The sequence below is a fragment of the Kribbella sp. NPDC058693 genome, assembly GCF_042715335.1.
GTDB classification, from domain to species: domain Bacteria; phylum Actinomycetota; class Actinomycetes; order Propionibacteriales; family Kribbellaceae; genus Kribbella; species Kribbella jiaozuonensis.
In genome coordinates this window covers 665,874-684,973 of the sequence record NZ_JBHXSQ010000001.1, presented here as the reverse complement: position 1 = coordinate 684,973, position 19,100 = coordinate 665,874, and the positions used below count along the sequence as shown (strand labels likewise).

The following is a 19,100-nucleotide window of genomic DNA, read 5'->3' as shown; positions in this document are numbered from 1 at the left end:
AGGCAAACTCTCAACCGATCAAGTTGTGCAGCTGGTGCCGGCCGGAGATGCCGAGCTTGGGGTAGGCGCGGTAGAGGTGCGAGGCGATGGTTCGCGGGGAGAGGAAGAGGCGGTCGCCGATCTCGGCGTTGGTCAGGCCGCGGGCGGCGAGGAGGACGATCTCGCGCTGCTGTGCGGTGAGTTCGGCCAGGGCATCGGTGATGGTGGTCGGGGTGAGCGGCTCGGCCACGCCGCACGCGCGGAGTTCGGTCTCGGTACGGCGGGTCCAGGGGACCGCCCCGAGTCGGCGGAAGGTTTCCAGCGCGGCGGCGAGGACTGGCTTGGCGTCGTTGATGCGTCGTTGCCGCCGGAGCCACTCGCCGTAGTCGAGCCGGAGCAGCGCCCGCTCGAACGGCCACTGCTCGCCCGCGGGATCGGCCAGCGCTTGCTCGAACCACTCCGGTTGGCCGATGAGCGCCCGGGCTCGTGCGACCAACTGCTGTTGACGCGGGCCCATCGCCACTGCGTTCTCGACGAGAGCATGAACCTCGGGGGCGCGTTCGGCCCGGACGGCGGCCGCGGCCAGGTCGGCGATCGCCAGGTAGGACACGTGGTGATGCAATGGCTCACCGGCATCGGAGAAGAGCCGCCGCAGCTCGGTGTACGCCGAGCTGTAGTTGCCCGCACCGAATGCCGCCATCCCCGCCGCATGGAACGCCCGCGCGGCCACCGACCGGTACTCCCGCTGATCCGCGGCCTTCGTTGCCCTGGCCAACAACCGTCGCGCTTCGGCGGCCTCACCGCGGAACGCCAGCACCGTCGCCGTACTCAGATCGGCCGACGCGGCAACGGTCTCCATTTGGTATGCCAAAGCGGCGTCGTACGCCTCTCGGCCAGCCGCGAGCGCCTCGTCCCAGCGGCCGCTGTCGATACAGGCCCATTGCAACGCCGACAGCGCCGCGCCGCTTCCGCCCCGCATCCCGGGTTCGCGCAGCCGACTGAGTGCCTCGCGCAACAACTTCACCGCGAGTTCCGTTGCGTCGAGCAACCACGCGGCCGCGCCGGCCATGCCCGGATCACTGACCTTCCCGAGCCGATCCAGCTCACCGACGAGCTCCGCCGACGGCTCCACACAAGCCCACGCCCAGAGCCGAGGCACAACCTCACCGGGCGGCAACACCTTCAACCCGTCGAGTACGGCGGACCGATCGCCCGGATCACCCGACTGGTACGCAACCGTCGCAGCCAACGCGATCGCATCCCAGGCGATCGCCGGCTGCCGCGCCGCCGCCTCCGACGAGACCATGAGCAGCGTCGACAACGCGGCGCCGTGCTGGTTGGACCAGACCAACGCCCAGCCGATCAACTGCTGAGCAGCAATCCGCACCGACGGATCGGCGGTCAACGCGAGTGCTCGCGCAGCGAGGTCCTCGACCCAGTCCGCTTGGCCGCTCGACAACGCCAGCCCGGCCGCCGTCAACAGCCGCCGAGCCCGTTCGCCCTCCGACGGGCTCAGCTCGGCCGCCCGCTCCAACGCTCGCGCCGCCGCGGCAGCACCGCCACGCTGCTGTGTCTGCGCGGCAGTCGCCTCCAACAGCGCCGCGAGCTTCTCGTCCGGTTCGAGCGCCGCCGCCGCACGATGCCAGGCGTGCCGATCCGGCTGATCGACCAGCGCATCGGCGATCCGCGCATGAGCCGCGGCCCGCTCGGCAAAGGGCACCGAGTGATAGACGGCGGCACGCACCAGCGGGTGCGTGAACTGAGGCCCCGAGCCGTCCACCCGGATCAGCCCGGCCCGCTCAGCGGGAGCAAGAGCCTCCAGACCGGGCACCTGCAACGCCAGCTCCGGACTGTCGGCGACTGCGGCCAGCAGCAGCGCCGTACGCGTCGACTCAGGCAGTACGGCGACCTGTGCGGCGAGCACACTGCGCAGCCGGTCGGTCAGCGGCAACGGTTCGGCCGCCCAACGCCGGCCGGCACCTGGGTCGGCGGCGATCGCCTTCGACAGTTCGATCAGTGCGAGCGGATTGCCGGCGGCCTGGGCGAGGACCTGTTCTCGCGCCCGCTCGCGTGGTGGATGCGGCAGCTGATCGAGCAGCAGCCTGGCGTCCGCAGGACCCAACGGCTGCAGGCGGAGCTCTGCGAAGTCGAACCCTGGCGGAGCCGTCGCCCCGCGGGCGGCGATCAACATGACGAGCGGTTCGGAGTCCAGCCGACGTGCAGCGAACGAGAGACTGTCCAGCGACGCGCGATCCAGCCACTGAGCGTCGTCGACGGCGACAAGCAGCGGAGTGGTCTCGGCGACGAGCGACAACAACGTGAGTACGGCGATTCCTGTCAGCAGGCTGTCCGCCGGGACCGGTTCGTCGGTCAGCGCGAACGCACCGAGCAGCGCCTGTGCCTGGCGGTTCGGGAGCTTCGGGACGACGTCGAGCACCGGGCGGAGCAGCTGGTGCAGACCGGCGTACGCGAGATCTCGCTCCGACTCGCGGCCGACGACGCTGAGTACACGGCGGCCCGCCGTGTGCGCCCGCTCGGTCACGTCGGCCATGAGTGCTGTCTTGCCCAGGCCGGGATCGCCGAGCAGCACTTGTACGCGTGGCGCGGTGTGGGGTGCGGCAACGAGTTGCGCGAGCTGGGACAGCTCAGTGTCCCGTCCGATCACCCCGATGCGAGTGGGAGCCACTTGAGCAGTCTCCCACCGGGATCAGTCAACGTGCGGATACCCCTGATCGCGGCCGGCTCGCAAGCATGAACTCAAGACTGCGATGAAAGGACCTACCGAGATGGACAACCGACCGAACATCGTCCTCGTGCACGGCGCCTGGGCCGACGGCTCGTGCTGGAGCGGCGTCATCGAACGGCTGCAGGCGGACGGGTACCGGGTGACCGCTCCGCAGTTCCCGCTGACGTCACTCGCCGACGATGTCGCTCGACTGCGGCAAGTACTGGAACTCCAGGACGGTCCGACGATCGTCGCCGGGCACTCGTACGGCGGTCAGATCGTCACCGCGCTCGGCACCGAGGCGCCGAACGTGGTCGGCCTTGTCTACATCGCCGCGTTCGCCCTGGACAACGGCGAGGCGCTCGGCGCGCTGCTGTCCCAGGGGCCGACACCGGCGGCGCTCGTCCACCTGTTCACCGACCAGCAAGGGTTCAACTGGCTGTCCGAGGACGACTTCGTCGGCCATTTCGCCGGCGACCTTGAGCCCGCCAAGGCCAGGGTCCTGTACGCCGTGCAGCAGCCGCTCGCCGGGTCGACGTTCACCGACGTGATGGGCGTACCGGCGTGGAAATCGATGCCGACCTGGTACCTGGTCGCGAAGGGCGACGAGGCGATCCCGCCGGACGCCGAGCGCCAGTTCGCCGGCCGGATGGGCGCGACCACGGTCGAGGTCGAGTCGGGCCACGTCGCGATGGTCTCGCACCCCGACGAGGTCACCGACCTGATCCGCACCGCCGCGGAGGGCGTGCACTGATCAGCTGAGCGGCCGCCGGCCGAGCCTTGCCGGCGGCTCAGGCCCGGGGCCCGGCGGTCCAGGCTCAGGCCTGGCAGTCCTGGCAGGTGCCGAAGATCTCGAGGGTGTGGCTGATGTCGGCGTACCCGTGCTCGGCGGCGACCTTGTCGGCCCAGCGCTCCACGGCCGGTCCCTCGACCTCGACGGTCCGCCCGCAGTTGCGGCAGACCAGGTGGTGGTGATGACCCTTCGAGCAGCGCCGGTACGCCGTTTCGCCGTCGGCGTTGCGCAGTACGTCGACCTCGCTGGAGTCCGCGAGCGCCTGCAGGGTCCGGTAGACAGTGGTCAGACCGACGTTCTCACCGGCGGACCGGAGGTCCTGGTGGATCTCCTGGGCGGTCCGGAATTCGTCGAGCTTGTCAAGCGCTTGCGCGACCGCCGCGCGCTGACGGGTCGAGCGTGTTCCGATAGCCACCGTTCCTCCTGTCATCTCATCACCACGCCCAATTCTCTCAGAAGTCAGCAAGTGTCAGTGCTCATCCCAGTGATCCCCGTGTGCCGCGTGCAGGTGCCCGTCGTGCACATAGTCCACGTGGTCACCGTGTTCGACCTTCTTGTGACCGCAGACCTGGTTGTGTGCGTGCGGGTGCCCGGCACTCACCACATGCGGCTCAGGCGCTGGCACGCCGACCTCCGGCTCCTCGTCCGCGAGCGGACGCGCACGCCCGGACCGCCGGCGCAGCAGCGTCCCGACCGTGGCCGCCACCACGAACCCGGCCAGCGCCAGTACGACGATGGTCGCGCCCGGAGCCACATTCGCGTTGTACGACGTGACGATCCCGGCCAGACACGCCAGCACCCCGATGATGCACGCAGTGACGAACGTACTGCGGAACGAGCGCGTCACCTGCTGCGCTGTCGCCACCGGGACCACCATCAGCGCACTGACCAGCAGCAGGCCCACGGTCCGCATCGCCACGGTCACCGTCACCGCGGCCATCACTGCGATCACCAGGTTGAGCAGTTGCACCCGGAGTCCTGTCGTACGGGCGAACTCCTCGTCCTGGCATACCGCGAACAGCTGCGGTCCCAGGCCGATCGCCACGACCAGCACGGCCACGGCCAAGCCAACGACGACGTACAGGTCGCTCTGCGACACAGTGGTGAGTGAACCGAACAGATAGGTGTTCAGGGTGGCTGCACCTTGCCCAGCCAGCCCGATGAGCAGCACACCGCCGGCGATACCGCCGTAGAACAGCAGGGCGAGCGCCACGTCGCCAGTGGCCTTGCCGCGCGCCCGGACCAGCTCGATAGCGGTCGCACCGGCGATCGATACGAGTACGGCGGTCAGGACCGGCGCAGTCCCGGTGAGCAGACCGAGTGCGACCCCTGTGATCGCGATGTGGCCGATGCCGTCACCCATCAGCGACAGCCGCCGCTGCACCAGGTAGGTCCCGATGGCCGGGGCGGACAGTCCGGTCAGCAGGCCGGCGATCAGCGCCCGCTGCATGAACGCGAGCTCGAACATGCTCATGAAGGTGTCCACCCCGCTCCGTCGTCGATGTCGTCGGTGTGTGAGTGGTGGACGTGGGCGTGGGTCTGCGAGGCGTGCGGCGGCCCGTCGTACACGATGCGGCCGCGGCGCATCACGACCGAGCGGTCGATCAGCGCGCCCATCGGGCCGAGATCGTGGCTCACCATCACGACCGTCGTACCGCTGGCGACCCGGTCCCGGACCGCGTCGGCGAAGATCTGCTGACTGGCCAGATCCACGCCGGCGGTCGGCTCGTCGAGGATCAGCAGCTCCGGGTCGGACACCAGCGCCCGTGCGATCAGGACCCGCTGCTGCTGCCCGCCGGACAATTCAGCGACCGCATCCTTGCGCCGGTCGGCCATGTCGACGACCTCGAGCGCCTGCTCGATCGCCAGCTTGCCGTCCGCCCCGAGCGGGCTGAACAGTCGCCGCTTGGAGAGCAGGCCCGACGAGACCACCTCGTACACCGTCGCCGGTACGCCGCCTGCCGCGGTGATGCGCTGCGGTACGTACCCGACGCGGCGCCACTGGCGGAAGCGGGGGACCGGACTACCGAACAGTCGCACCTCGCCGCGAGCCGCCGGCAGCAGGCCGACGATGGTCTTGATCAGCGTGGACTTGCCGGACCCGTTGGTCCCGAGCACGGCGACGACCTCGCCCTGCCGGATCCGTAGATCGATACCCCGAAGCACGAGCCGACCGCCCAGATCCACCGAAAGATCGGAGACCTGGACGGCCTTGGGGGAGTCGTCAGGTGTCATTTGCAGCCGTTCGCCGTCCGCAGTTCCTGCAGGTTCTGCTGCATGAGGGTCAGGTACGTTTCCTTGGAGTTGGCGTCGGACAGGCCCTCGATCGGGCTGAGCACGGCGGTCTTGACGCCGACGTCGTTCGCGATCGTGTCGGCCACCTTCGGACTGACCAGCTCCTCGTAGAAGATCGTCGTCACGTTCTGGGCCTTCACGATGTCCTGGACCTCCTTGATCCGGCTCGGCGTCGGCTCGGCGTCCGGCGTGAACCCGGCGATCCCGACCATCGTCAGACCGTATCGCTTCGCCAGGTACGCGAACGCCTCGTGACTCGTCACGAACGTGTTCAGCTTGCAGTCGGTCAGACCGGTCTTGTACTGCGCGTCGAGCTTGCTGATCTGACCGAGCAGGGCCTGGGCGCGCTCGTGGTACCCGGCGGCGTTGGCGCCGTCGACGCTGACCAGCTTCTCCTCGACCGCCTTGACGACCTCGGCATACCGCACCGGGTCGAGCCAGAAGTGCGGGTCGAGCGCGTCCTCCTTGTGGGCGGCCGGCGCCGCGCCTTCGCCGTGCTCTTCGAAGTCGGCGCCCGTCGCCTCCAGTTGGGCGGCCGGCGAGACGTCGAAGCCGGCGTCCTGCGCGTTCTGGTCGACGGCCTCGTCGACGGCCGGCTGCAGCTTCTTCTCGTAGATCACGACCTTCGCCTCGACCATCGATCCGACCTGCTTGGGGGTCAGCTCCAGGTCGTGCGGCTCGACACCCGGTGCGGTCAGGGTGGTCACGTGCACGGCGTCGCCACCCACCGTGCGAGCGATGAACTCGAGCGGGTAGAACGAGGTCACGACGTCGAGCTTCCCGTCCGCGGCGCCGGTGGCCGACGGGCCACCGCATCCGGCCAGGGCGAGTGTCGCCGTGACGACGGCACCGGCGACAATAGCTCGAAGACCTGATCTCATGACAATCATTTTCATTTTATTGGAACTGGTTGTCAAAACAAGGAGTCACTTTGGCCAGCCGCAACGTCGGGCGTCGGCGCGCAGACCACCGGAGCAACCGGCGCCGGAAGCTGGAAATTCCCCAGGGCCACGGACACGGTCATGGGCACGGTCACGGCGACCACGTGGTCGACACCTCAGTAGTGAACGACGATGCGATCGTCGCCCGCCGGGTCCGCATCGTGGTCGCCGCGGTGCTGATCCCGCTGCTCCTCGCCGCCGTCGTCGGCATGATCGTCATGTGGCCCAACGGCGACGTGAAGGTCGCGTCGTACCAGACCCAGACAGCTCGCGGCGAGGTCACGGCGATCAAACCGTGCCCGGCCCCGAAAGCCGGAACCCCGGCCCAGTGCGACCAGGCGACGGTCAAGCTCACCAGCGGCCCCGACAAGGGCAAGGTGATCCCGGTCGAGGTCCCGCCGGCCAATCAGACGTCGATCCCGGTGAAGGTCGGCCAGTCGATCATGCTCGGGGTGCAGGACGCGCCGACGCTCGCCGAGCGGTACTCGTACGTCGACCACGACCGGACCAACTCGCTGTTGGTGCTGGCCGCGATCTTCGCCGTGGCAGTCGTCGCACTGTCACGTTGGCGAGGGTTCGCGGCGCTGATCGCGCTGGCAGTGACAGCGGTCATGCTGACTCAGTTCATCCTCCCGGCGATCCTCCATGGCGAGAACGCGCTGCTGGTCGCGGTCGTCGGCGGCACGGTGATCATGGCGATCGCGTTGTTCCTCACGCACGGGATCAATGCCGAGAGTTCGATCGCATTGTCCGGGACGGTGGTCGCACTCGGGCTGACGGTCTTGCTCGGCTGGTTCTTCACCAAGTTCTGCCAGCTGAGTGGACTGGCGTCCGAGGGCGCGTCGGGTGCCAAGTCCTTGGTGCCCGACATCGACCTCACCGGCCTGCTGGTCGCGGGCATGGTGATCGGCGCACTCGGCGTACTGGACGACGTCACCGTCACCCAGGCGGCGGCCGTCTGGGAGTTGTCGGCGGCGAACCCGACCGCCAACCGCCGTGAGCTCGTCGCCGCCGGCCTGCGCATCGGCCGCACGCACGTCGCCTCGGTGGTCAACACCCTCGTCCTCGCGTACGCCGGGGCAGCGTTGCCGGTGCTGCTGGTCTTCGCCATCCAGGACCTGCCCGGCCGTGCGGTCCTGTCCCAGGAGTCGGTCGCGATGGAGATCGTCCGCGGTCTCGTCGGCAGCCTCGGCATCATCGCCGCCGTACCGCTCACCACCGCGCTCGCCGCGATGGCCGTCGCGGACCGCTCTCGCGAACTGGTTGCCGAACCCGAACACATCACCAACTGAAAATCAGCCCTTCCGCCCAGGCCGTCAGACTCCTAGAGTGCTGATAGGTCACGGAGAGTCCGCCCGCAATTACCTTCGGTGGCCTAACGGGGTGAGGAGCGCTGATGAGATTCCGTCATCGGGATGGTTCGATCGTCCATCTGGGGTACTGCGCGACCGTGCATCCGGCCGGTGAGCTGGACGAGCTGATCGCCGGTCTCGACGACTGCGCCGGCCCGGTGCGCGCGGCCCTCGACGTACCTGTGCTCGGGGTCGGGCTGTGGTTCCCGCACCAGCTGGCCGATCGGCTCGCGAACTCGCCGGCTTCGCTCAGCAAGCTCCGCCGATCGCTGCAGCGCAATCGGCTCGAGGTCGTCACGCTGAACGGCACGCCGCACTCGCACTTCACCGACAAGATCGTCGGCACCAAGCTGTACTGCCCGGACTGGACCGACCCGGAGCGCCTTCGCTACACCCTCGACCTGGTCGACGTACTCGCCGAGCTGCTCCCCGCGGATGCGTCGTACGGCTCGATCTCGACCGTGCCGCTTGCCTGGCGCGTGCCGTGGTCGAAGGCACGCAATCGCGCCGCACGCGAGGCCTTCGACCGGGTCGAGCAGCACCTCGCCCGCACCGAGACGAGGACCGGCCGGACGATCCGGCTCTCCGTCGAGACCGAGCCCGGCTGCGTCCTCGAAATGGTCGGCCAGGCGGCTGCGTGGCTGGACCGCTACTCCAGCCCGTACGGCGGTACGTCGCGCATCGGGCTGGGATTGGATGCGTGCCATCTGGCCGTGCAGTTCGAGGAGCCGGCGGATGTGTTCCAGATGCTGTGGCGGGCGGGTGTCGATGTGGTCAAAGGGCAGTTGTCCGTCGCGCCGACGCTGGTGGACCCGTCTGATGCGGCGGCTCGGTACGTGCTCGGTCAGCTCGGCACACCGAAGTACCTGCGTCAGGTGCGCGAGTGGGGCGGGCCGGGCGTGGATGACGTGGCGCAGGCGTATGAGCTGTCCGGGCACGCGGCCTGGCGGATGCACACGCACCTTCCGGCCCACACTGCGCCGCCGGACGGGTTGAGCGTGACAACCGGAGTACTGGACGACTGTTTGACCAGACTGGTCGGTGGAGGTCATCCACTCACGCACCATCTGGAGTCCGAGGTGTACGCCTGGCCGCGTGGTCGACACTCCGTGGTCAAACGGATCACCAAGGAGTTGGCGTGTCTACGCGGCTGCCTGACCGACCTGGGGCTGGACGAGGTCCACTGAGCTGAGCGTCTTGCCCACAGCGTTCTGCGACCAGATGAGGCGCTGCACTCCTGTCGGCAGCTTCGCCAGCGATGCAGCGGCGAACGGCATCAGCCGCAGTGCCAGCAGGCTGCCCGGGATGATCGTGCCCATCAACTTCGGACCGATCCGCCGACTCTGGTCAACCAGCGGCCTGATGATCCGCTCGTAGCTCTTCAGCCCGGACGCCAGATCGTCGCGTGCCTTCGCCAGCTCGCCGGCCAGGACGTACGCCGTGATGACGGCCAGACTGGTCCCGCCGCCGACCGCTGGGCCGGGGCAATAGCCCGCGTCGCCGACCAGTCCGATACGGCCGGTGCTCCACGTGTCCAGGGTGATCTGTGCGATCGAGTCGAAGTAGAAGTCCTCGGCCGACTCCAGGTGCTCCAGCAGCTGAGGCACCTTCCAGCCGTAGTTGCTGAACTCCCTTACCAGCAAGGCCTTCTGCTCGTCCTTGTCGCGGTAGTCGTAGTGCAGCTCGTGCGGCGTACGGAACAGGAAGCCGCTGCGGGTCTGGCCGGTCTGGTGCACGCCATAGATGCCGACGAGCTTGTCGACCGACAGATGCGCGAGGGTGTGGTTGCCGACGTCGAAGATGTCCGGCATCGAGAAGACGGCGAGGTAACCACCGAGCCAGCGGCGCAGCGGTTCCTCCGGCCCGAATGCGAGCCGGCGCACGTTCGAGTGCAGGCCGTCGGCGCCGATGACCAGGTCGAAGCGGCGTTGCCTGCCGGACTCGAACGTGACGTCGACACCGAGGCCGTCGTCGTCCAGGCTAACGATCGAATCGCCGAAGATGTACTCCGCCGAGTCGCGCGAGGCGTCGTACAGGATCCTCGTCAGCTCGCCGCGCAGGATCTCCACGTGGCTGCTCGAGATCCCGGCGTACATCCGGCTGAGATCGACCTCGACAGGGCGCCGGCCGAACCGCTCCATGGTCATCGACTCGATCCGGGTGCGGGCCGCGTCGATCGCGTCCCAGCAGCCCATCCAGCGGGTCACCTCGGCGGCCGAGCTGAACAGGTCGACGGCGTGACCGCCGAGGCCGTGCCGCAGTTCGGGCGTGCGCTCGACGATCGTCGGCTCGAAACCGTAGCGGTGCAACCAGTGCGCGAGCACCGGACCGGCCACGCTGCCACCCGAGATCAGGACCTTCATCGCGAACCCCCTTTTGTTTACTTAACGGAAGGTAAGCAAACGCGCCCGGCGATGTCAATGGCTTACTTACCGGAAGGTCAGTTAATCTTCGGGGTATGCCGAGACAACGGACCGGGGACACCCGGGCGCGGATCCAGCAGGCCGCGCTGGACCTGTTCGCCGAGCAGGGCCTGCAGCAGACCAGCCTGCGCGACATCGCCGACAGGCTCGGGGTGACCAAGCCGGCGCTGTACTACCACTTCGCGTCCCGCGAGGATCTGCTGAACAGCCTGGTCGAGCCGTTGATCGCCGACTTCGAGGCGTACGCCGCCGCACAGCAGGCCGCCGCCCCGATCGCGCCGCGCGAGCTCCTCGGCTCGTACTTCGATCTCGCCTACCGGCACCGCGCGCTGATCCAGCTCGCGATCCGCGACCTCTCGGTGCTGCACGAGCTCAAACTGGCCGAACGCTTCATTGAATGGCGCGGCGCGCTGGCGGAGCTGCTGATCGGCACCAACCCGTCGCTGTCGGATGTGGTGCGCTGCATGGTCGCGCTGGGCGGCCTGTCGGACTGCGCGGTCATGCTCGACCACGATCCGGTGTCGGAGCTGCGTGAGGCCGCGGTCGAAGCGGCGTACGACAGCCTCGGCCGGCCTTGATCAGCCGTTTGCGATCCGCGACACCGCGAACAACAGAATGACGAGAATCGAGAACAGCCGCAGGAACTTCGGCCCGCCGGTCACCGCCGGCCACGACAGGAACGCCAGCCACCCCAGCAACAACGCCAGCAGCACCAGCGCCGGCACTCCGATCACCACCGGAGCGAACACTCCGGCCAGTGCGAGCACCAGGGTGATCCCCGGCAACGTCAACTTCGGCGCGGCGTGCAGCTTTGCCACATACGGATAACTGACCTTCGTGATCCGCTGCCGCAACGGACTGCTGGGGGTGCTCATACCTCTATTGTTCCAGGTCCTATGGTTGGGCCCGTGTTCGTGGTGATCAGGTTCCGGGTGGCGGAGTCCTCGCAGGCCGAGTTCGCGGAGCGGGTGAAGGCCGCGGTCGACGTGCTTTCGCAGCAGAAGGGGTTCGTCTCGGCCCGGGTCGGCCGGAACGTGGATGACCCGGAGTTGCTGGCGCTGGACCTGGAGTTCGTGAACGTCGGGAGTTACCGGCGGGCGTTGTCGCCGTACGACGTGAAAGTGGCAGCGGTGCCGCTGTTGTCGGAGGCGATCGACGAGCCGACGGCGTACGAGGACTGGCCCGGGGATTTGCTGACCTAGCACGGATTCGATGGCGGCCACCAAGGACCGATAGCCTGGACCTTTCCGTAGCTTCACCTGTGCCTGTTCTGGAGTCGAAAAGTGCCCGTGGAAACCGTCGATGCCGTCGTCAGCCTCAGCAAGCGGAGAGGCTTCGTGTATCCCTGCGGCGAGATCTACGGCGGTACCAAGTCGGCCTGGGACTACGGACCGCTCGGGGTCGAGCTGAAGAACAACGTCCGGACCCAGTGGTGGCGGACGATGGTGACCGGCCGCGACGACATCGTCGGCCTCGACTCCTCGGTGATCCTGCCGACGCAGGTCTGGGAGGCCTCCGGCCACCTGGCCGAGTTCGTCGACCCGCTGACCGAGTGCCAGTCCTGCCACAAGCGGTTCCGCGACGACCACCTCCGCGAGGACTTCGCCCGCCGGAAGAACAAGGACCTCGACGACGTCAAGCTGGCCGAGATCGCCTGCCCGAACTGCGGTAACAAGGGCACGTTCACCGAGCCGCGGATGTTCAACGGCCTGCTGAAGACCTACCTCGGCCCGGTCGAGTCCGAGGAGGGCCTGCACTACCTCCGCCCGGAGACCGCGCAGGGCATCTTCATCAACTTCGCGAACGTGATGGGCACCGCCCGGAAGAAGCCGCCGTTCGGTATCGCCCAGGTCGGCAAGAGCTTCCGCAACGAGATCACGCCGGGCAACTTCATCTTCCGGACCCGCGAGTTCGAGCAGATGGAGATGGAGTTCTTCGTCGAGCCCGGCACCGACGAGGACTGGCACGAGTACTGGCTGAAGGCCCGCTGGGACTGGTACACCGGCCTCGGTCTGAACCCGGACAACATGCGGTTCTACGAGCACCCGAAGGAGAAGCTCAGCCACTACTCGAAGCGCACCGTCGACATCGAGTACCGGTTCAACTTCGGCGGCAAGGAGTTCGACGAGCTCGAGGGCATCGCGAACCGCACCGACTTCGACCTGTCCACGCACTCCAAGCACTCCGGCGCCGACCTGTCGTACTTCGACCAGGAGAAGGGCGAGCGCTGGACGCCGTACGTGATCGAGCCCGCGGCCGGGCTGACCCGCAACGTGCTCGCGTTCCTGCTCGATGCGTACACCGAGGACGAGGCGCCGAACGCGAAGGGCGGGGTGGACAAGCGCACGGTACTGCGGTTCGACCCGCGGCTCGCGCCGGTCAAGGCCGCCGTGCTCCCGCTGTCCCGCAACGCCGACCTGTCCCCGAAGGCACGCGACCTGGCCGCCGAGCTGCGGAAGAGTTGGAACGTCGACTTCGACGACGCCGGCGCGATCGGCCGCCGGTACCGGCGGCAGGACGAGATCGGTACGCCGTACTGCATCACCGTCGACTTCGACACGCTCGAGGACCAGGCCGTGACGATCCGGGAGCGCGACTCGATGAAGCAGGAGCGGGTCGCGTTGACCGAGGTCACCGGGTACCTCGCGCAGCATCTGGTGGGTTGCTGAGGATGAGGCTGTCGCGGGATCGGGTTCGCTTCGGGCTGGCCGTCTTCGGGTTGTCTGCGCTGGCGGTGTTCTTGTTGTCTGCTTGCTCGGACAGCAAGCCTTCGGCCGGGAGCTCGCCGTCCGCGTCTTCCTCCGCCAGCGCGCCGTCCAGCGCCCCGATCCCGACCGCTTCAACGCCTTCGCTGACCCCGCTGCCGACGCCGTCGAAGCCGTGGCCGACGCCGAAGGTGACCGGCGAGCCGGCGAGCGATGCGCCGTTGGCCTCGCGGATCACGTTCGCGATCTCCAAGCAGGCGCAGATCGCGGCCGGCAAGGCAGCCACCACGACGGTGAAGTGCCCCGGCATCGACAAGGTCGAAACCGCGGGCCAGCACGAGCTCACCTGCACCGTGACGTACGCCGGGAAGTCGTACAGCGGCACGTTGACGGTCGACGCGAAGCAGTACTCGGCGTCGTACAAGTTCACGTCGGACTCGGTCGCGATCGTTCGCGCGAAGGTCGTCGACGCCGTGCAGCGGTCGGCCGCCGATGCCGCGAAGGTCACCTGCACGATGGATGATGTTGCCGTGGTCAAGCATTCCGACGCGGGGATCGCGTGCGACGTGACGACGACGGCGAACGCCGTACAGCCTTATAAAGCACAGGTTTCCGGCAACGGCCAGGTGCTGGTGGCGAAGGCCTGATGTTGCAGCTGGGCGGGCTCACGATCGACACGCCGGTGGTGCTGGCGCCGATGGCGGGCATCACGAACGCGGCGTACCGGCAGCTGTGCGCGGAGCAGGGTGCGGGCCTCTACGTCTGCGAGATGATCACGTCCCGCGGGATCGTCGAGGGTGACCAGAAGTCATTGGACATGCTGACGTTCGCCGACTCCGAGACGGTGCGGTCGGTGCAGCTCTACGGCGTTGACCCGGTGTTCATCGGGCGTGCTGTGCAGATCCTTTGTGATGCCTACCGTGTCGCGCACATCGATCTGAACTTCGGCTGCCCGGTGCCGAAGGTGACCCGCAAGGGTGGCGGTGCCGCGCTGCCGTGGAAGCGGAACCTGCTCGGCGCGATCCTCCGCTCCGCGGTCCACGCGGCGACGCCGTACGGCGTACCCGTGACGATGAAGACGCGGATCGGGATCGACCACTCGCACCAGACCTATTTGGATGCTGGGCAGATCGCGGAGGAGTCGGGCGCGGCCGCGATCGGTCTGCACGGGCGTACGGCGGCCCAGGCGTACTCCGGTCAGGCGGACTGGTCGACGATCGCCGCGCTGGTGGAGCACGTGTCGATTCCCGTGCTCGGCAACGGCGACATCTGGGAAGCCGGCGACGCCCTCCGGATGGTCGCAGAGACCGGCTGTGCCGGGGTGATTGTCGGGCGCGGGTGTTTGGGGCGCCCGTGGTTGTTCCGCGACCTGGCCGTCGCCTTCGCCGGCGGCGAGGCGCTGAACCTACCGACCCTCGGCGAAGTCGCCGTCGTGATGCGCCGCCACGCCGAACTGCTGGCCGAGCTGATGGGCGAGCAGCGCGGGCTACGCGACTTCCGCAAACACGTCCCCTGGTACCTGAAGGGCTTCCCGGCGGGCGGCGAACTCCGCGCCGCCCTGGGCATGGTCGACACCCTCACCCACCTGGACGAACTCCTAGCCCAACTAGACCCCACCGTCCCCTTCCCAGTAGCCGAACTAGGCGCCCCCCGAGGCCGCCAAGGCAGCCCCCGAGACCACGTCGTCCTACCCCAGGGTTGGCTAGACGACACCGACGGCCTGTCCACGGACCTAGCCGAAGCCGAGATCGGCGTCTCCGGCGGCTAACAGCTGAAGGACACCGGCCAAAGGACACCGCTTCGCGGCGACTGGTCGATTGGCCGCCTTCGGCGGCGCGGATCGTGCTCCGGCCGACCCATCTGGTGCAGATGATCGCCGGTTCGCCGGACCGCTCTCATCGGATGAGGACGAAGGCGATCGCCAGGGCGGATGTTGACTTCCCGCCCACCCACTCAAATGTGGTGAGGGACGATGTGATTGCCGGCGTGTGGTTGCCCGTCCGCCCACCCAAATGAGGTGGGGGAGCACGTCGTGTCTGGCGTGCGGGTGGTTGCCCGGCCGCCCACCACCATGTGGTTGGGATGATGAGGTGTCGTTCGAGTGAGCGTGGTTTCCTCCCGCGCTCGACCCTGGAACGCGCCAGGACTGTTGCCTCCGAGCCGCCGGCCAGTGGGGCTAAGCCATCGACGCCTGCCAGCATCTAGATGCTGAGGGCAACTACCTGTCGACTGGTCAGCTCATGCCGACCTTCTGGTGGTCGGGTTCTACGACGATGACGACCCGCTCGTGGTCGCGGGGGTACTTGATGTCTATGTACTTCGCGACCAATTGGTCGATGATCTCCCACGCCTTGTCGCCCTCGATCCACTCGATCACACGCCCGCGGATGGCGATCGGTTCGAAGGGGTTGTCGGCGGGGACGATCGACAGGGCGAGGCGGGGATCGCGGCGTAGGTTGCGGGCCTTCTGCATTCGGGGGCCGGTGAAGATGACGATCTGGTTGCCTCGGGTGCCGGCGTACACCGGGGTGCTGTGAGGGGAACCGTCGGGGAGGGTTGTTGCCAGGTGGGCGAAGGCGGGGCCGGCTAGGACGCGGCGGATGGTGGGGTCGAGCATGGGCGGGGCCTTTCAGCGGGGGTTGGTGGTTCGCCAGGTGATGTAGTGGGCGACGGCTTCGGGGAAGGTGAAGGTGGGGGTGAAGCCGGTTTCCGTTGTCAGGCGGGCGATGCCCAGGTGTGGACTGGTTTCGCCGCCGGGCTCGACGGAGAGCTGGTCGGCGGCGTCGGCGTACGTGAAGGGCGTGCCATTGGAGACGTTGTAGGTGGTGTGGTTGAGGGCCTCGGCGTTGACTAGAGACGCGATCGCGCGGCCCATGTCCGGCGCGTAGCACCAGTCGCCGCCGGCGTTGGCGGGTAGGGGAGTGGGGGTTTCGCCGCGGAGTACGGCGCTGACGTACGGCGGGATCGGGTTGAAGATCGACTCCGGGTCCATCAGCGGGCCCCACGTCGAGCCGATTCGGAGCACGATCGGGTGGATGCCGGTTCCGGCGAGGCTGTGGGTCGTCACGGGCTCGACGGCCTTCTTGAAGGCGACGATCAGGTGCGGGAGGTCGGCGGTCGGGAGCGGGAGGCCTTCGTGCCAGGGGTTTCGTCCTGCCCGAAGTAGACCCCGATGCTGCTGGCGACCGCAAACCGCCGTACGCCCCACGTCCGCGCCGCATCCAGCGCGTTGAACAACCCGACGGTGTCGTGGCGGAAGTACGCGACCGGATCCTCGGCAGGAATGCTTCCCGCGAGATGCACGATATCGCTGATGGCATACCGATCGCCGAGCTCGAGGAAGGCGGACCGGTCGGTGACGTCAAGCTGTTCCACGACGACCTTGCCGTCGAGGAACGAAGGGGCATCGGTACGCCGGTGCGACGTGATGACGACCTCATGCCCGAGGTCGAGGAGGGCGCGGGCGGTGTGGGCGCCGATCATGCCGAGCCCACCGGTGACGAGAATCATGCCCGCGACGCTAGGACCGCGAAGACGTCCACTGCTTGAACGAATCCCGCACGATCCCTTGACCCGACCCCCGAAACCAGGGGACGTTAGACGGCGTTGGATTTACGAATCACTTCCGAACCTGGTTCGTTGAAGGAGTGTCGTGGGCATCGTGATCGGCGTCGTCAGGCACGCGACCCACCACGACCTGTACCACGAAGCGGCCCGCACGCTCGGCGGTGTCGACCTGGAGTGGGTCAGCTACGACCACGAGGACGAGATCCGGGGCAAGGTCGCCGAGTTCCTCAGTACGACGCGACTCGACGGCTTCCTCGCCGGACCGGTGCCGTACGCCGCGAGCCGCGAACTGCTGCCGCCTGGACTCCCGGTCGGCGTGATCCGTTCGTCGGCGCTCGATCTGACGCTCGCGCTGTACCGCGCCCAAGAACGCGGTTGGGGTCCGACACCGGTCAGCATCGACACGTTCCCGGCCGAAGCGGTCGAAGCGGTGGCGAGTGCACTGGACCTCGACCGGGACCAGATCGATTGTTTGCCCTACGCACCGACCCAGACCGTGGACGAGATCGTCGACTTCCACCGTTCGGTATACCAAAAGTTCGGCGACCGCAGTTACGTGATCAGCGGCCGCGCTGCGGTCCGCGAGCGGCTCGACGGGCAGATCCGGATCATGAGCGGGATGCCGGTGCCAGCGACGATTCGCACCGAGCTGCACGAGCTCGCGCTGCGGATCGAATCCGAGCGTGCCAGCGCCCAGCGCTTCGCCGCCGGCGTCTTCCTCATCGACCGATCGGCGGACGTCGAACGCGCCCGGATCGGGCTGATGAACCACCTGCTCAACACCCCGGAGTTCGCCGGCGCGTGGATCGAGAACCGCGGGCGCCGCGGTGTCGTCGTCTTCGCCCACAAGGCGTTGTTCGAGCGCATCACGCGCAACTGGGTCGCCGTACCCGCGCTGGCCGAGGCCGCCGCGGCGCTCGGCGCGCAGATCTCGGCCGGCTTCGGTGTCGGCGTGTCCGCGCGCAACTGCGTCCTGCTCGCCGAGCAAGCGGCCGCGCGCGCCGAGCTGTCCGAAGAACCTTGCGCGTACCTCTTCGAGGACAGCGGTGTCGTCATCGGACCGATGGGCCCGGCCGGCGAAGCGCTCCGGTTCTCGTACCGCGAGCACGGCGAAGAGGTCGAACAGCTTGCGAAGTACGTCGGTCTGAGCGCGACCACCGTGTCACGGCTGGCCGCGCTGGACCACGAACTCCAAGGCGGCACGCTCTCGCCCGGAGAGCTTGCCGGTCATCTCGGCATCACCGATCAGAGCGGACGCCGACTCGTCCGCACCCTCGACGCAGGCGGCCTGGTGAGCGTCGAGGGCACCGCCCAGCACCACCCCAAAGGACGCCCGACGCGTCTCTATCGACTGCGCATCGTCCAAGCGCTGGAGAACCGAGAGGAACGCTCTTGAGAGACCCCGAGAATGCGACCGTCGAGGTCGAGCTGCCCGACGACTTCGACGAGTTCTGGGCGGCCGGTCTGGCGGACTGTGCGTCGTACCCGCTGGACCCCGTCTTCACCGAGATGCCGATGCTCTCGACCGACAAGGTGATCGTCTACGACCTGCGCTACACCAGCTACGGCGGCCTGCGGATCGCCGGCTGGTATACCATTCCGCGCGATCATCCGACGCCGTTGCCCGCGCTCGTCACGATCCCCGGCTACATCTCCGAGCCGACGATCCCGAAGGAATGGTCCGAGCTCGGGTACGCCGCACTCGCCGTCGCGCCGCGCGGCAAGCTCAGGTCGAACGAGACGTTCAACCCGGGCTACCCGGGACTGCTGACCCACAACATCGTCGACCCGAACACGTACGGGTACCGCGGGTTCTACCTGGACGTAGTCCGCGCAGTCGAGGTGTTGCTGGATCGACCCGACGTCGACAACGGGAGGATCGGGCTACAGGGATCGAGCCAGGGCGGTGGGCTCGGAATCTCGACGGCCGGACTGATGCCCGACGTGATCCGCTGCGTGGCGGCGGGAGCGCCGTACCTCTGCGGGATCATGACCGCGCCGACGCTGACCCGCTCGTACCCGTACGAGGAGATCAACGAGTACCTGCGGATCCACCCGAAGGACGTCGACCGCGTGCGCGAGACGGTCGCGTACTACGACGGCCTGAACTTCGCACCGAAGGTCCAAGCGCCAACGCTCCTGTACGTCGGGCTCGAGGACGACGTCTGCCCACCGGAGACCGGATTCGCACTCCATCGCGCGCTGACCTGCGAGACCACGCTGCGTACCTATCCACACTGCGCGCACCATGCCGGCCTGCCGGACGTGATGCGGGTCGTCGAGGACTTCCTCGCCGAGCACCTCACCCCGGGACGGTGAA

General features: G+C 67.9%; 20 protein-coding genes. 10 read left to right on the top strand and 10 right to left on the bottom strand.

Features of this window, described 5'->3' with window-relative positions; translation table 11 throughout:
• Positions 1–10: 10 nt before the first annotated feature.
• On the bottom strand, positions 11–2,665 hold the full coding sequence (locus ACFWUU_RS03235; protein ID WP_380172267.1) for an AAA family ATPase: 2,655 nt from the start codon (positions 2,663–2,665) through the stop codon (positions 11–13).
• A gap of 100 nt (positions 2,666–2,765) precedes the next feature.
• Here ACFWUU_RS03235 and ACFWUU_RS03230 point away from each other — a divergent pair, with 100 nt between their 5' ends.
• Positions 2,766–3,458 (top strand): alpha/beta fold hydrolase, encoded by a 693-nt coding sequence (locus ACFWUU_RS03230; protein WP_380172265.1) that lies wholly within the window; start codon positions 2,766–2,768, stop codon positions 3,456–3,458.
• 64 nt (positions 3,459–3,522) lie between these two features.
• Here ACFWUU_RS03230 and ACFWUU_RS03225 read toward each other — a convergent pair whose 3' ends face one another.
• Genes ACFWUU_RS03225 through ACFWUU_RS03210 form a run of 4 tightly spaced genes read right to left on the bottom strand, consistent with a single transcriptional unit; the run spans position 3,523 to position 6,673 of the window.
• A complete protein-coding gene (locus ACFWUU_RS03225; RefSeq protein ID WP_233714633.1) occupies positions 3,523–3,912 on the bottom strand; it encodes a Fur family transcriptional regulator in 390 nt (129 codons plus the stop codon).
• A 54-nt stretch (positions 3,913–3,966) separates the two neighbouring features.
• Positions 3,967–4,971 (bottom strand): metal ABC transporter permease, encoded by a 1,005-nt coding sequence (locus ACFWUU_RS03220; protein WP_380172263.1) that lies wholly within the window; start codon positions 4,969–4,971, stop codon positions 3,967–3,969.
• Positions 4,968–5,732 carry a metal ABC transporter ATP-binding protein gene (locus tag ACFWUU_RS03215; protein WP_380172261.1) on the bottom strand — a complete coding sequence of 255 codons (765 nt, stop codon included), beginning with the start codon at positions 5,730–5,732 and terminating at the stop codon, positions 4,968–4,970. Before ACFWUU_RS03215 ends, ACFWUU_RS03220 begins: the two co-directional genes overlap by 4 nt.
• Positions 5,729–6,673 carry a metal ABC transporter substrate-binding protein gene (locus tag ACFWUU_RS03210; protein WP_380172259.1) on the bottom strand — a complete coding sequence of 315 codons (945 nt, stop codon included), beginning with the start codon at positions 6,671–6,673 and terminating at the stop codon, positions 5,729–5,731. The genes ACFWUU_RS03215 and ACFWUU_RS03210 overlap by 4 nt, the downstream gene beginning before the upstream one ends.
• A gap of 182 nt (positions 6,674–6,855) precedes the next feature.
• Between ACFWUU_RS03210 and ACFWUU_RS03205 the strand changes: the two genes are divergently transcribed.
• Both ACFWUU_RS03205 and eboE read left to right on the top strand, forming a co-directional pair.
• The gene (locus tag ACFWUU_RS03205; RefSeq protein WP_380172257.1) at positions 6,856–8,025 is read left to right on the top strand and encodes a YibE/F family protein; all 1,170 of its coding nucleotides are present in this window, start codon (positions 6,856–6,858) and stop codon (positions 8,023–8,025) included.
• 104 nt (positions 8,026–8,129) lie between these two features.
• On the top strand, positions 8,130–9,272 hold the full coding sequence (gene eboE, locus ACFWUU_RS03200) for a metabolite traffic protein EboE (protein WP_380172255.1): 1,143 nt from the start codon (positions 8,130–8,132) through the stop codon (positions 9,270–9,272).
• On the opposite strand, the gene ACFWUU_RS03195 is transcribed toward eboE, so the two are convergent.
• Complete coding sequence (locus tag ACFWUU_RS03195) at positions 9,228–10,448, bottom strand: FAD-dependent monooxygenase (protein WP_380172253.1); 1,221 nt, start codon at positions 10,446–10,448, stop codon at positions 9,228–9,230. The genes eboE and ACFWUU_RS03195 overlap by 45 nt on opposite strands.
• A gap of 95 nt (positions 10,449–10,543) precedes the next feature.
• Here ACFWUU_RS03195 and ACFWUU_RS03190 point away from each other — a divergent pair, with 95 nt between their 5' ends.
• The gene (locus ACFWUU_RS03190) at positions 10,544–11,086 is read left to right on the top strand and encodes a TetR/AcrR family transcriptional regulator (RefSeq protein WP_137253857.1); all 543 of its coding nucleotides are present in this window, start codon (positions 10,544–10,546) and stop codon (positions 11,084–11,086) included.
• On the opposite strand, the gene ACFWUU_RS03185 is transcribed toward ACFWUU_RS03190, so the two are convergent.
• Positions 11,087–11,383, bottom strand: coding sequence for a DUF6703 family protein (locus tag ACFWUU_RS03185; RefSeq protein WP_137253858.1), 297 nt, complete (start codon positions 11,381–11,383; stop codon positions 11,087–11,089).
• A 33-nt stretch (positions 11,384–11,416) separates the two neighbouring features.
• Here ACFWUU_RS03185 and ACFWUU_RS03180 point away from each other — a divergent pair, with 33 nt between their 5' ends.
• The 4 genes from ACFWUU_RS03180 to dusB all read left to right on the top strand — a co-directional run bounded on the left by ACFWUU_RS03180 (position 11,417) and on the right by dusB (position 14,981).
• Positions 11,417–11,710 (top strand): antibiotic biosynthesis monooxygenase family protein, encoded by a 294-nt coding sequence (locus ACFWUU_RS03180; protein ID WP_380172251.1) that lies wholly within the window; start codon positions 11,417–11,419, stop codon positions 11,708–11,710.
• Positions 11,711–11,791: 81 nt separating this feature from the next.
• Positions 11,792–13,177, top strand: a complete 1,386-nt coding sequence (locus ACFWUU_RS03175; RefSeq protein WP_380172249.1) for a glycine--tRNA ligase — start codon at positions 11,792–11,794, stop codon at positions 13,175–13,177.
• Between the two features lie 2 nt (positions 13,178–13,179).
• Positions 13,180–13,860 (top strand): hypothetical protein, encoded by a 681-nt coding sequence (locus ACFWUU_RS03170; RefSeq protein WP_380172247.1) that lies wholly within the window; start codon positions 13,180–13,182, stop codon positions 13,858–13,860.
• Positions 13,860–14,981, top strand: coding sequence for a tRNA dihydrouridine synthase DusB (dusB, locus tag ACFWUU_RS03165; protein WP_380172245.1), 1,122 nt, complete (start codon positions 13,860–13,862; stop codon positions 14,979–14,981). Before ACFWUU_RS03170 ends, dusB begins: the two co-directional genes overlap by 1 nt.
• 465 nt (positions 14,982–15,446) lie before the next feature.
• Here dusB and ACFWUU_RS03160 read toward each other — a convergent pair whose 3' ends face one another.
• Genes ACFWUU_RS03160 through ACFWUU_RS03150 form a run of 3 tightly spaced genes read right to left on the bottom strand, consistent with a single transcriptional unit; the run spans position 15,447 to position 16,723 of the window.
• On the bottom strand, positions 15,447–15,830 hold the full coding sequence (locus tag ACFWUU_RS03160) for a TIGR03618 family F420-dependent PPOX class oxidoreductase (protein ID WP_380172243.1): 384 nt from the start codon (positions 15,828–15,830) through the stop codon (positions 15,447–15,449).
• 12 nt (positions 15,831–15,842) lie between these two features.
• Positions 15,843–16,280, bottom strand: a complete 438-nt coding sequence (locus tag ACFWUU_RS03155; RefSeq protein WP_380172241.1) for an NAD-dependent epimerase/dehydratase family protein — start codon at positions 16,278–16,280, stop codon at positions 15,843–15,845.
• A 29-nt stretch (positions 16,281–16,309) separates the two neighbouring features.
• Positions 16,310–16,723, bottom strand: a complete 414-nt coding sequence (locus ACFWUU_RS03150) for an NAD-dependent epimerase/dehydratase family protein (RefSeq protein ID WP_380172239.1) — start codon at positions 16,721–16,723, stop codon at positions 16,310–16,312.
• Positions 16,724–16,865: 142 nt separating this feature from the next.
• Between ACFWUU_RS03150 and ACFWUU_RS03145 the strand changes: the two genes are divergently transcribed.
• Together ACFWUU_RS03145 and ACFWUU_RS03140 are read left to right on the top strand one after the other, a co-directional pair.
• Positions 16,866–18,176: a hypothetical protein gene (locus tag ACFWUU_RS03145; protein ID WP_380172237.1), complete on the top strand. Its 1,311-nt coding sequence runs from the start codon at positions 16,866–16,868 to the stop codon at positions 18,174–18,176.
• Positions 18,173–19,099, top strand: coding sequence for an acetylxylan esterase (locus ACFWUU_RS03140; RefSeq protein ID WP_380172235.1), 927 nt, complete (start codon positions 18,173–18,175; stop codon positions 19,097–19,099). Before ACFWUU_RS03145 ends, ACFWUU_RS03140 begins: the two co-directional genes overlap by 4 nt.
• The last annotated feature ends 1 nt before the right edge of the window (position 19,100 follow it).

What these genes read in the sequence shown, in the direction of transcription:
- ACFWUU_RS03230 (WP_380172265.1), top strand. Translation starts at nt 2,766, where the DNA reads ATGGACAACCGACCGAACATCGTCCTCGTGCACGGCGCCTGGGCCGAC.
- ACFWUU_RS03220 (WP_380172263.1), bottom strand. Translation starts at nt 4,971, where the DNA reads ATGAGCATGTTCGAGCTCGCGTTCATGCAGCGGGCGCTGATCGCCGGC.
- ACFWUU_RS03215 (WP_380172261.1), bottom strand. Translation starts at nt 5,732, where the DNA reads ATGACACCTGACGACTCCCCCAAGGCCGTCCAGGTCTCCGATCTTTCG.
- ACFWUU_RS03210 (WP_380172259.1), bottom strand. Translation starts at nt 6,673, where the DNA reads ATGAGATCAGGTCTTCGAGCTATTGTCGCCGGTGCCGTCGTCACGGCG.
- eboE (WP_380172255.1), top strand. Translation starts at nt 8,130, where the DNA reads ATGAGATTCCGTCATCGGGATGGTTCGATCGTCCATCTGGGGTACTGC.
- ACFWUU_RS03195 (WP_380172253.1), bottom strand. Translation starts at nt 10,448, where the DNA reads ATGAAGGTCCTGATCTCGGGTGGCAGCGTGGCCGGTCCGGTGCTCGCG.
- ACFWUU_RS03190 (WP_137253857.1), top strand. Translation starts at nt 10,544, where the DNA reads ATGCCGAGACAACGGACCGGGGACACCCGGGCGCGGATCCAGCAGGCC.
- ACFWUU_RS03185 (WP_137253858.1), bottom strand. Translation starts at nt 11,383, where the DNA reads ATGAGCACCCCCAGCAGTCCGTTGCGGCAGCGGATCACGAAGGTCAGT.
- ACFWUU_RS03170 (WP_380172247.1), top strand. Translation starts at nt 13,180, where the DNA reads ATGAGGCTGTCGCGGGATCGGGTTCGCTTCGGGCTGGCCGTCTTCGGG.
- dusB (WP_380172245.1), top strand. Translation starts at nt 13,860, where the DNA reads ATGTTGCAGCTGGGCGGGCTCACGATCGACACGCCGGTGGTGCTGGCG.
- ACFWUU_RS03160 (WP_380172243.1), bottom strand. Translation starts at nt 15,830, where the DNA reads ATGCTCGACCCCACCATCCGCCGCGTCCTAGCCGGCCCCGCCTTCGCC.
- ACFWUU_RS03150 (WP_380172239.1), bottom strand. Translation starts at nt 16,723, where the DNA reads ATGATTCTCGTCACCGGTGGGCTCGGCATGATCGGCGCCCACACCGCC.